The sequence below is a fragment of the Mucilaginibacter lacusdianchii genome, from assembly GCF_009770985.1.
GTDB lineage: Bacteria > Bacteroidota > Bacteroidia > Sphingobacteriales > Sphingobacteriaceae > Mucilaginibacter > Mucilaginibacter lacusdianchii.
In genome coordinates, this window is record NZ_WSRW01000003.1 from 1,030,996 (window position 1) to 1,043,547 (window position 12,552).

The 12,552-nt window shown below is 39.3% G+C and carries 7 protein-coding genes; 5 read left to right on the forward strand and 2 right to left on the reverse strand.

The window, feature by feature from the left end; translation table 11 throughout:
• The first annotated feature begins 102 nt into the window (after positions 1 to 102).
• A complete protein-coding gene (locus GPM24_RS18040; RefSeq protein ID WP_158828497.1) occupies positions 103 to 1,629 on the forward strand; it encodes a PAS domain-containing sensor histidine kinase in 1,527 nt (508 codons plus the stop codon).
• Complete coding sequence (locus GPM24_RS18045; RefSeq protein ID WP_158828498.1) at positions 1,629 to 1,997, forward strand: response regulator; 369 nt, start codon at positions 1,629 to 1,631, stop codon at positions 1,995 to 1,997. The genes GPM24_RS18040 and GPM24_RS18045 overlap by 1 nt, the downstream gene beginning before the upstream one ends.
• Here the strand turns inward: GPM24_RS18045 and GPM24_RS18050 are convergent.
• On the reverse strand, positions 1,994 to 3,067 hold the full coding sequence (locus tag GPM24_RS18050) for a PAS domain-containing sensor histidine kinase (protein WP_158828499.1): 1,074 nt from the start codon (positions 3,065 to 3,067) through the stop codon (positions 1,994 to 1,996). The two genes, GPM24_RS18045 and GPM24_RS18050, sit on opposite strands and share 4 nt — an antisense overlap.
• Positions 3,068 to 3,723: 656 nt before the next feature.
• On the reverse strand, positions 3,724 to 4,851 hold the full coding sequence (locus tag GPM24_RS18055) for an FAD-dependent monooxygenase (protein WP_158828500.1): 1,128 nt from the start codon (positions 4,849 to 4,851) through the stop codon (positions 3,724 to 3,726).
• Between the two features lie 99 nt (positions 4,852 to 4,950).
• Here GPM24_RS18055 and GPM24_RS18060 point away from each other — a divergent pair, with 99 nt between their 5' ends.
• The 3 genes from GPM24_RS18060 to GPM24_RS18070 all read left to right on the forward strand — a co-directional run bounded on the left by GPM24_RS18060 (position 4,951) and on the right by GPM24_RS18070 (position 12,263).
• Positions 4,951 to 5,913: a helix-turn-helix transcriptional regulator gene (locus tag GPM24_RS18060; RefSeq protein ID WP_199269786.1), complete on the forward strand. Its 963-nt coding sequence runs from the start codon at positions 4,951 to 4,953 to the stop codon at positions 5,911 to 5,913.
• A 196-nt stretch (positions 5,914 to 6,109) separates the two neighbouring features.
• Positions 6,110 to 10,276: a hybrid sensor histidine kinase/response regulator transcription factor gene (locus GPM24_RS18065; protein ID WP_158828501.1), complete on the forward strand. Its 4,167-nt coding sequence runs from the start codon at positions 6,110 to 6,112 to the stop codon at positions 10,274 to 10,276.
• 379 nt (positions 10,277 to 10,655) lie between these two features.
• Complete coding sequence (locus GPM24_RS18070; protein ID WP_158828502.1) at positions 10,656 to 12,263, forward strand: glycoside hydrolase family 76 protein; 1,608 nt, start codon at positions 10,656 to 10,658, stop codon at positions 12,261 to 12,263.
• Positions 12,264 to 12,552: the final 289 nt, after the last annotated feature.

The window sequence follows — 12,552 nt, forward strand, 5'->3', positions numbered from 1 at the left end:
TAGCTGTTTAAGGAGTAATTATTAGTTTAATTAAATCAAACTTAAACCGCATAGTACTGTACTATAAGAAATATTTGCGAGCCAGATCCTGAACGTACATACATGAAACACGATAATTTACTACGCCCCTTTCCTGAAAATTCTGACCTTTTCCTGTTTGTTGCTGCGATGGACGCTACTGTTAACGGCATTGTAATTACAGACAATCGACAACCGGATAACCCAATCATTTACTGCAATAAGGCCTTTGAAGAGTTGACTGGTTATCGTCATGATGAAATCATAGGGCATAATTGCCGGTTTCTTCAGGGCGATGATCGGAACCAAAAGCAGCGCCAACTTATTCGCGATACTATTGAACGAGGTGAGCATTGTAGTTTGGAAATCCGTAATTACCGCAAGGATGGCACCTTGTTCTGGAATCAGCTGGTGATATCGCCCGTGAAAGATGGCGACGGAAATATAACGCATTTTGTTGGCGTGCAAAATGACGTAACCCGAAGACGGGAAGCGGAAGATGCATTGAAGGAAGAAAAAGAATTGCTCGAATCAAGAGTAGCTAGCCGTACCAAAGAATTACAGGAAAGTGAAGAATACTTGGGTAGTATTGTCGAAACAATTCGTGAAAGTTTGGTTGTACTGGATGAGCAAATTAATGTATTATCGGTTAATGATCACTTTTGTAAGTTTTTTAAACTGGATACCAAAGAGGTGGTTGGTAAGCAATTATACGATATTAGTAACCGCGCCTGGGATATTCCCGAACTACGGGCCGTTTTAGAAGATATTTTGCCACACAGCAATCCGTTTGAGGGTTTTGAAGTAGAACATGAGTTTCCGCATATTGGCAAACGCCTGTTAGTTTTAAACGCCCGGCAGATTAAATTGCGGGGTAAGTTTAAGAACCGCGTTCTGCTGGCGATGGAAGACTTCACCGACCATCGCCAAGTTGAACAACGGAAAGAAGATTTTATTTCGGTAGCCAGTCACGAAATGAAGACGCCGCTAACCACTATCAAAGGACATCTTCAATTGTTAACAAAGCGTGCAGAAAAAGCGGGTGTGCAAGCCGACCTCAAATCTTTAGCCATCACTGCCAAGTCGGTAGAACGCCTGGATACGCTGATTAATGATTTGCTTGATGTATCCAAGATACAGTCAGGCCGTATGCAGTTTAACTTTACGGAATTTGATTTCATGAATGTCGTGAACAATTCCATAGAATCAGTACGTGAAACTATGGATACGCATCAAATAGTAGTTACCGGCGCGGCAGACAAGAAAGTTCAAGGTGATTTTTTTCGGCTTGAACAAGTGATGATCAATTTGCTGACCAATGCCATCAAATATTCGCCTGCTGCTAAAGAGATTAGCGTACACCTGAGCGTATTGGCGGGTTTTTTAAAAGTAGCTGTCAAAGATACAGGCGTAGGTATAAAGCGCGAAGATCATAAAAAGATTTTTGAACGTTTTTACCGGTCAGACGGTGTGCAATTCAGCTTCCAGGGTTTGGGTATTGGGCTGTATATATCTAATCAAATTATTGCAGAACACAATGGCACGTTGTGGGTGGAGAGTGAAGAAGGACAAGGTTCAGTGTTTAATTTTACTATTCCTTTTATAAAATAATGAATAAAAAGAAAATATTAGTTTGTGACGATGATGAGGACATACTCGATCTGGTGTCCATAGTTTTAGAAGATCACTACGAGGTGATTGTAGAAGCAGACAGTAGCAAATTGATAGGGAAAGCAGAAGCACTACAGCCTGACGTTGTGTTGCTAGATATGTGGATGCCGAAAATTAGCGGTGACCAACTAACTGGATATTTTAAAAAGTTACCGAAATTGGCAAATGTACCTGTTATCATTTTTTCGGCCAGTAAAGATGGTAAGGAAAAGGCACTAGCTGCTGGTGCGAATGATTTTATTGCCAAACCTTTTGATATTGACGAACTAGTGAAAGTAGTTGACCAACACTGCAAAGCAGCAGCTTAAAGTGGTAATGTGAAAAAGAAGGCTGTACCTGAACCCGATTCAACCTGCTCTAAACCGATCTGACCACCGTGGCGGGCAATAATTTCAGACGTTAGAAACAGGCCTATACCACTGCCTGGAATGTTATCATGCCCGTTTTTAACTCGGTAAAACTTATCAAATATTTTAGGTTGTTCAGCCAGTGGAATGCCAATGCCGTGGTCGCGGATACAAACGCGCACAGCGCTTTCCGTAACCGAGAGGCGAACATCGACCTGATTATGATCAGGCGAGTACTTGACCGCATTGTTCATCAGGTTGGTTAACGCCTGCCCAATTCGGTACCGATCTGCCTCAATGGGTGGAATTTGATCTTCAGTTTCTACTTTTATAGCGTGGCTTTGTTGTACCAGCATGGTATTGGCAGCTACTTCTTCTGCTAACACTTTGATACTGAAAGATTCTTTACGTAGCCGCATTTCGTTGGCTTGTGTTACGTCTTGCTGTAGAGCATCATTAAGCAGACGGGTAATCTTTTCTGTTGCGCTTAGTGCGCGGTAGGCAATCTGCTCGTATTGTTCATTACTTGTACGGGCTACAAAACGGTGTAAAAGCTGCAAGTAACCCTTTACTGCGGAAAGCGGTGTTTTTAGCTCATGATTGGCGATATTAAGCACTTCATCTCTTAATAATTCCAGATCCTTTTTTTCAGTAATATCTAAGCTAGTGCCAATAATGCGCCGAGCCTGGTCTCCTTCAAAAATTACCGTTCCGTTAATTTGGAGCCAATGTATTCGTTGATCGAGGTGACGAACGCGACAATCAAAAGTGTATAAGCCACAATCTGGCGACAGCGCCCGTTGTAATGCCTCATCTCTACGCGCACGATCTTCTGGTAGTATAGCGTTAATGACACTTTTTAACGTAAAATCATCCTCAGCTGCTAAACCGAAATTCAGCTTATTTTGCAAGGTGTATTGCAGCTGCCCGGTAACTAAGTCCCATTCCCAAAAGCCTAGTTTCACTTGGGTCAGGGCAATATCCATATGGGCATTGGCTATCTGTGAGGGTTGTAAATATGAAGCGGACAAGGGTATAACAAATTAAGCAACGGTAAATAGATATTACAATACTACTAAACACTTATGGGCTTATTGCGCATCGAATTAAAATTTTACTTAAAAATTAAATGACGCATTAGCTTAGCGTAACACAAACGAATTTTATTACTGCTTGCATAAGTGTATGACGAAATTGCAAAGTGACAGTTTTCCATTTAGATATAAGTTAAAACATCTTTAATAAAAATATAATTTTCCAACGTCAATGTTGCATTTCTCATCAAAATGGCCACTGGCGTTTTTAATTGATGCAATATTTTAACAATATATTCGTCTTGTTGTTTATGTTGCTCAATAAATTATCACTTAGAGCTATTCCTATGCCTTCACACATCCACAGCCAACTTTTCCGTTTAAAATACGCCTTTGGCTAAATGCAACTTACAATCATACCCAACAAAACAAAGAGATAGCCAAACGCAAATTTCATTCTATCAAATATATTCTCATTCATATCATTTAAAAGATAGAAATTAAATCTAATGTTACACGAGATAACGAAAAAGTCATTGAGTTTTGACTCAATGACTTTTTACAAGGTTCACTTTTACTGGCGAGAACATCATCAGAAATAATTTCTATAAACTGGCTGTAATGAATAAAACCAAATATATAATCGGATGCCTCTATTCAGTCTTTGAAGATTGTTGCTGATTACCCCATGCCTCAAATGACGCTTTTAAATCCGCTTCGGTTTCAGGAAGCTGAACGTTAAGCGAGCGATTTACGCGTGCCTGAACGCTCTTTACAAGAGGTTTAAACCCTTCATTGTATTTTGCAAAAGCAATTTCGTGGTTTTCATTAGCATGCAGTTCTTTAGCTAGCAGCGTGGCGCCTTGCATAGCCAGGCTGGTGCCCATACCGGTAAAAAAACTTGGCGCGTATGCAGCATCCCCTATCAGGCCTACACGTCCCATTGTCCAGGTCGGCATATCAATCTGGCACGCTTCATCAAAATAAAGATCATTGGCACCAAGCATGGAGTTAAGAATTTCAGGAATTTTCCAGTTCGTGTTTCCTCCAAAGTATTCTTTCAAAATTAATTTAGGTCGTTCCCGATCCCTGTAATTCCAATCCATTTTGGGTGCTCGGAATACCAGGATACTATTCACTCCGTTTTTAAACTGATAGTTAACAGCTTGTTTGCCCAGTTCACGATATACAATACCAGTAGATTCCGCCCTGCCCGTTTGTATACTATCTGTGGCAGCGAATGCGAAGTATACACCCAGAAACTTTTTAAATTCTTCTTCAGGTCCGAAAGCAAGTTTTCTGACAGTAGAGTGTGTTCCATCTGCTCCAAACACCAAGTCGTATGTTTTGCGTTCACCTTTTTCTAAATGCACTTCCACACCATTCTCGTGCTGAATCAATGCGGATATACTGTTACCAAAAATTACTTTCACTTCATCTTTTGGTAGAGTATTATAAATGATTTCTAGTAAATCTCCACGGTGGATTTCTATATCGCCCAGATATTCAGGCAAAGTATTGATGGCAAACTTAACCAAAGTCTTATCTCCGGCATCCACAATCTCATCGGTATGAACAAATTCGGCAGATTTAATTTGATCATATATGCCCATTTCCCTGGCTATATTCAAAGCTTCGCCACGTACATCAATAGGCGAACCTGTTGTTCTTAAATCTTTGCCCAATTCAACCACGGTTACCGCGTAGCCAAACTTATTTAACCAATAGGCCAGCGTTAGTCCCGCAAAGCTGGCACCAGATATTAATACTTGTTTTTTCATTTTAAACTTACTTTACTGTTGTGTAATCTTATTCACCACAAAATTAAGTGTAGCTTTACAAGTAAAATATTCCATAAGCTAGCATTTTTAGTCGAAAAAGTGAGCAGACAAGACGATAATAATCTTAACCGTGATATCCGGCAATTCACTAACAAGTTGGGGGTGATATTAGAAGATGTGTTACAACATTTTCAGGTGATCTTTTTTAGAGGATTCACCTTTTTACCTGACATGGCCATGCACTTCGGTTCATTTGTTGTAACGGACGATTTCATTCGCACCACGGGTCAATCCGACATATCCGATGGCATTGGTTTTATATTTCACAACATTTTTGAAGACTTTTCGCATAACAGAACATACAAGCGTGCAACCAACAACCCTATGGAACCACCATATGTGCGAATCTTTCCCTACGCAATTAGTCAAACGTTGCAATTCAAAAAAGAAACCCGTGTATCACATGTTTCTATCAGCATAAGTGCTTCGTATTTGAAGAACTTTTTAAACGAAGACGCTGAGCACTTTGCATACCTATTTGATAGTGCTAATAATTTTTGGATAGAGGAATTAATGAACGATGATATTTTGCGCACCGTAAACGACATTGTTAAAAAGGAAGAGCCAACTGCTGTGAAAAGCTTTTATTACAAAATGAAAGCAATGGAATTACTTTTCTACTTGTTTGAGCGTTTGAAAAAGCGCGAAAGTACCACTAGTTTGAAGCTAACCGCAAAAGACATTCAAGCTGTGTATCGGGTTCGAGATAAAATTGTTTCCTCATTGAGCTGTCCTAGCAGCATTGCAGAATTAAAACAGATTGCAGGTATGAATGAACTAAAGCTCCGACGGTTGTTTAGGCAGGTATTTGGCATGGGTGTTTACGACTATTATCAAAGTTTGCGTATGAAAGAAGCTGCACGGCTTTTACGTGAAGATAAGCTATCAGTGTCGGAAACAGGCTATCAAATGGGGTTTGAAAATCTGGGTCATTTTACGAAAGTTTTTGAAAAGCATATTGGTAAAAAGCCAAAAAAATATGCTCAAATATTTGTGCGATGATATTCGTACCCACTCATCGTCATCTTTATAAATATAAGGGCCTTCGGATGCATTTTACGAATTGACATTTTATACATAAATCTTAACATAGCGTTTTTTTCAATACTCTGTTATCGCATCTTATTATAGTAAAGATTATTTTTATTGCTTCCTGCATCCTAACTGCCGGAATGAAAAACCAATTCTTCAGTTCAACATGTCGTTATCTTTTTTGGCTTTGCGACTTCAAGTTGCAGCACAATGCTTCTTGGCTTTTTTTGCCTTTTCATTTTGTTTATCACTCAATCCAATAGCGGCATATGCACAACCCGACCAGTTCCGTTTTAAACACCTCACCGTTGATGAAGGCCTGTCTCATACAGACGCTAACGACATCATTCAAGACCATAAAGGATTTATCTGGATTGCTACCTATTTCGGCATCAACCGTTATGATGGATACACTATAAAAAAATTTTATAATAACAACGAACCCCAAAAAAATGCCTTCAAAAATCGGGTTCGATGTCTTTTTTCCGATGATCAAAATAAGTTGTGGGTGGGAACTGAAGGCGGCATTCAGCAATTTGATCCCAATACGGAAACCTACACCGACTTTCGTATAGCTGGAGAAAACTCATTAACGCCAGAAAAGATCTGGAAAATTGGTACAGATCAGATATATATACTTGTAAATGAACGGCTAAGAAAGTTTAAGATTGCAGGCAAAGACTTAATTGAGGAAATTAAGCCATTTAGCAATAAAAGGGTCTCTGATGCAGCCTATGTAAAGAATGATGGACTTTGGGTAAGTTCAAACGAAGGCGTTTTTAACGTTAATAAACAAGGAATCGTTAAAAAGGTAGTTATTGCGGGCGCTACACAGCCAGAGATCAGATCTATATGCGTTGATCAACAAAAAAGTTTATTGTTTGTGAATGGCAACAGGATTTGTATGGCCAGAAAAACATCTGGTCAAAGCACATTCTCAATAGTTAATAGTGTTTCAATACCTGATTATAAATCGATAAGGCAAATTCTTAGGGATGCCAGAGGAAACATTTGGCTCAATGCCTCCTCTCATATCGTTATGCTGGACCAACAGTTACGGCTAAAGCAGACGATTAAATCCGGACAAGGAAATTATGATCTGAACGCTGGATCTTTAACCACATTACTTATTGACCGTTCGCAGTGTTTGTGGGTTGCAACGTTTAGTGGCGGCGTTAATTATTGCGATCTTAATCAGAAAAAGTTTTACACCTTCCGGCACGACCCGGAAAATTCAAATTCGCTATCAGGTAATTATATCCGCTCCATATTAGCAGATGGCAATATGCTGTGGGTTGGAACAATGGGAAATGGATTGAACAGATATAATCGGGCAACACAAACATTTAAACATTTCAATACCCGAAGTGCAGAACTGCAATTGAAAAGTGATAACATCCTGTCGTTAACTGAAGACAATAAAAAACAATTATGGATTGGCAGTTATTCGGGGCTGCAGGTTGTTGACCCAGTTACGCTCAGAACTTTGCATCCCAACGGTGAAAAAGATTTCCCGGATTTTATGATCGAGAATTTGTCTAAAGACAGTTTCGGAAATATATGGTTTGGAAATCATACCAACCGATTTGGTGTTATTTGGAAGAATAGGCAATCAATTTACCATGTAAAATATTATGGTGAAGGGTATTTTATCCTGCCGGATGAAAAAAAGCCTCAAATACTAGTATCCAGCACACACGGACTTAATCTTTACCATATAGATGCAGAAGGCAACATACATGGTGGTACTAGCTACCGGGCAGACGGTAAAACGAATGGATTGACTTCAAATTACACCTATCCTATTTGCAAGCAAAACGATAGCGTGTACTGGATAGGAACAATTGGTGGCGGCCTTAACAGGCTCAAGTTTAAAGCTTCCGGAGGGCATATTATTGAAAATCTTAATGCCCAATATGATATTTTCAAAGATGTGGAATCAATGGAAATTGACCAGAATGGTAATATATGGATGGGTGGAAATGGCCTCCAGTGTCTGGATCTGAAAAAACATGTCCTGGTTAAATATGATAAAAATGATGGCCTTCAGGGAAACAGTTTTAAGGTTGGTACATCATACAAAGGCACTGACGGCAAGCTTTATTTTGGCGGGATAAATGGTTTAAATGTTTTTGATCCTAAGGAAATAACAGCAAATGATATTCCTGCACGGCCGGTAATTACTGATATACTGATCAACAACCAGCACCCAGTTTACTGGCCGATAATAGCTGGTAACACCATGCTGCCAGATGCTGTTACCTACAGCAGATCAGTACACCTTAATTATCTTCAAAATAATTTTGTAATCTTCTTTTCAGCAATGCATTATGCTAACCCGCTGAAATGCAAATACCGTTATAAATTGATTGGTTTTGATAAAGATTGGATATATACAGATGGTAAAAAGCCGTCTGCCTTTTACAGTAATCTGGATTACAGTAATTATAAATTTGTGGTACAGGCAACCAACAACGATGGGCTTTGGAGCACGGCAGAGGCCCAACTTTCTTTAACCGTGACGCCACCATGGTGGAAAAGCCTGGCGGCGAAAATTTTTTATTGCGCAATAGTACTAAGCATTCTGATTGGCATTTACATTTACCAAGCCAGATGGTACAGACTTAAAAAAGACATAGCCATTCGTGCGGTAAATGAGGCCCGCCGTGAAGAAATGCACCAGCATCGGGAAGAGCTTTATCAGCAACAACTTAGTTTCTTTACCAATATCTCTCATGAGTTCCGTACCCCCCTGACGCTGATTATCGGCCCATTGGAAGCAATGATTAGGGATAATGAGGATTCACTTTTACAGAGTTCTTACCAGATGATGCTCAGGAACGCCAAACGGCTAATCAACCTAATTACGGAGCTCATGAATTTCAAAAAAATTGCAGATAGTGTAATTAGCTTACAAGTGCAGCATCTTGATATCAGAGAATTTTGCAAAGGTATAGCAGCAGAATTTGATGATATTGCAGTTGCTAAAATGATTGACTTTTCTTTTAAAGACAATTCCGAGACATCAGTAGAGTTGGAATTAAAAGGGTGGTTCGATGTTCAGGTGCTCGAAAAAATTATTTACAATCTTTTAAACAATGCCTTCAAATACACAAATGCAAAAGGGTCGGTAATTTTCGAAATGTACACTGATACGGCATATTTTCAACCAAAATATAACACCAGGTTCGAATTAAAGAATGAAGAATACCGGGCAGAAAAATATATTTACTTTAGAGTAGCTGATACCGGCATTGGTATTTCAGAAGAATCGATTAATAAAATATTTGACCGTTACTACCGGATAAGTAATAATCATTTAGGTTCGGGTATAGGCTTAGCGCTGGTAAAAAGCCTCACCCAATTGCACAAGGGTGATATTTATGTGTTCAGTGAGCGTAATCATGGAACTGAAATTATAATAGCCATTCCGTGGGGAGAAAGTAATTACACTTTACAGGAAAAAATGACTACGGCGAAAGCTCAGTCTGCGCAATTGGAACTAGTTGATAATTCTGTACTGGCTTCAGCAATAACGGAAGATAAACCGCAGCAGCAAATTCAAAAAGACGGAAAGCTGATTCTTATTGTGGACGATAACGCCGAGCTTCGCTTATTCCTGCGGCAGGTCTTGGAAAAGGACTATGGAATATTGGAGGCCGAAAATGGCCAAAAGGCTATAGAAATTACTCTGGAAAATATGCCTGATCTAATTATCAGTGACATTATGATGCCACTGATGGACGGTATCGAATTTAGCCGATCAGTCAAAGAAAAATTTGAAACACGCCACATCCCAATCGTTCTTTTATCTGCAAAAGATGCATTGGATACAAAGATAGCCGGCTTAGAGTCTGGAGCCGATTTTTATTTTGCTAAACCATTGAGTGTTGATTTGTTGTTGTTAACTATTCAAAACATCTTTCATCAGCATGCTATATTGAAAGAAACCTATACTAAAAATTATTTGTCGGAAGCTACAGAACTTGTTAGTTCAGAAAAAGACAAAGAATTTATTAATAAGCTTTTGAATATTATTGAAGAGAACATTGATAACACTGATATGGATGTTGATTTTTTATGTAAACATCTATATGTTAGCCGAACCAAACTTTACCAGAAAATAAAAAGTATATCAGATCAATCTGTAGCAGAGTTTATTCGTACTGTGCGTTTAAAACGGTCTATATTTATTATGACGCATGAGGATATTACAATGAGTGAAGTAGCAGACAGGGTGGGCTTGCAAAGCAGCTCCAATTTTTCACGAGCATTTAAGAAAGAATACGGCAAGTCGCCTATGCAATTTATGCAGTCGCTGAAGAATAGTTAATTCATATGCTAGGCACTTATAGAGAATTTAGCTTGTTGTAAACTAGCAATAAGAGCCAGAGCGTATTGCTTCTGATTTGTGTGGACGTTCGTTTCTGTTAGGCTAAGTAAAGTTTCAAGTTTCCTTCAATCAAGGTAATTATGTTTTATTACTTGCGGTTTCCTAATCAGAGAATTATGCTATGTACATATTAATTAACATAGCGTACATATCCTTTCGCCTTACTTAAAAGTTTAATTTTTCTTTCAGTACTTCGCATCAGTATCAATTATTCTTCCGTCTTTCAAAAGATGTGAAGATACAGGTACCGTCGTACTGCCCTAAGGTGCGTCACTTTCTCGTGTTGCCAATACACAATTAAAACCTAAAAATAAATGTTATGAGAAAAACAAACTTTCTTAAAGGAGCCGCTATTGGTCTTTTTTTGGTGGTAGAAGTATTTTGGGGCACTGGATGTAAAAAATCGGCCGCAATAGCAGATCTGGAAAACACGAACACTGCAAACTCAGTACCGGCATCGCAACGCATCGTCAACGAAATTAATTCACAGGCAGACGCCGCGTTTAACGGTTACCTCAATGCATTTCTAATAACGCAGGGCAACACACAGTATTTTAAAACTAGTTTAAATGACGCCACCAAAGATTATTTTTGGCAACAGGCCTTGGATATACAAGGTGTGGAAGATACATATCTTCGCACTAAAAGCGCAGCACATAAAACACTAATTACTAATCTACTGAACACTTTTCTGCAACAGAATCAGGGAACGGGTGGTTTGTATGATTGGAACTGGAATAAGTTTAACGACGATTTGCTATGGGCAGGAATTGCTTTTGCGCGTGGCTACCAAATTACACAAAACCCTGTTTACCTAACCCAAGCTAAATACGCGTTTAATCGGGCTTATGACCGTGGCTGGGATAACACGCTTGGTGGTGGCATATGGTGGGATGTTGACCATCAAGACAAGTCTGGCCTCAGCAATAACACGGCTGTAATATTGGGATGTTATATCTACGAAGCTACTAAAGAAACCACGTATTACACCAAGGCGAAAGCTATTTACGACTGGATGTGGAATTATTTGTACGATCATACAACTGGTGCGGTATGGGAAAACATAAAACCGGATGGTACAATTGCTATGGATGCAAATGTATATAACGTTGGTGCGTTTATTAGTGCCGCAAATTACGTTCATCGTATCAGTGGATTGACCTCGATTTATGATGATGCCAAACGAGCAGTTGATTACGTTAAGAATAACAAAACAACCGGTGGAATATTAAGTGGAACCACCCGCAATGGAACTTGGGCATCTGAATTTGCCCGAGGCATCGGAGAATTTGTTAGAGACAATAATTTGTGGAGCACTTATTATACATGGATGAAACAAAATGCTGATGCCGCCTGGGCTAAACGTCGTACCGATTTTAATATTACCTGGAATAATTGGCTCACAAGCACGCCCACGGATAACGTGACCAGCGCAAATGAATGTATAAGTGCTGTAGTGATGCAACAGGTTACACCAGCTACACAACCAGGCTTTACAGACAACGGCATTTATAGACTGACACCAAAAATGGCAAGTGGAAGCGCACTTGATATTGACATGACGACGAGTCAAGCCGATATCTGGGGGTGGAATGGTGGTAATAATCAGAAGTTCAAAGTTGTTCCCTTAAACTACGGCTATTATCGATTAATTCCGCAAAGTGCAACTACCATGTCGCTGGATGTTGCGGGTAACAGTAACGTTAATGATACGCCTATTGGGATTTATACGAGCAATAACAATTCGTCACAGTACTTTAAATTAGTGTATGACTATGACGGCTATTACAAATTGAAACCACGTTGCGCACCAAGTAGTTGTGTCAACGTAAAAGGTGCCGGTATCACCAACGGTACAAAATGCGTGTTGTGGCAGGAAAGCCTTATAGATAATGAGCGATGGCTGATGCAGTTGCAGTTGCAGTAATTTGCATTAGCTCTCTTTAGTAGCTTTCAAAAAACGGCTACATAAATATGTAGCCGTTTTTTATTACTAAGTGTAATTACGAGCCCACTACTACCTTAGCCCAAAGCAAAACTGTAGATAAACAAGTTGCGGTTATCATTATTTACAGGTTTTAAGCATTCTCATATCCTTGTTGGTAGTACCATTTAAGACAGATTGAAACAGTTTTCGATCTCTTCCCTGTTCCTAAAATTGTTTATTGTGCATTGGCTAACTATAGGCAAATTGGAATAGAAAATATAACCCGCCA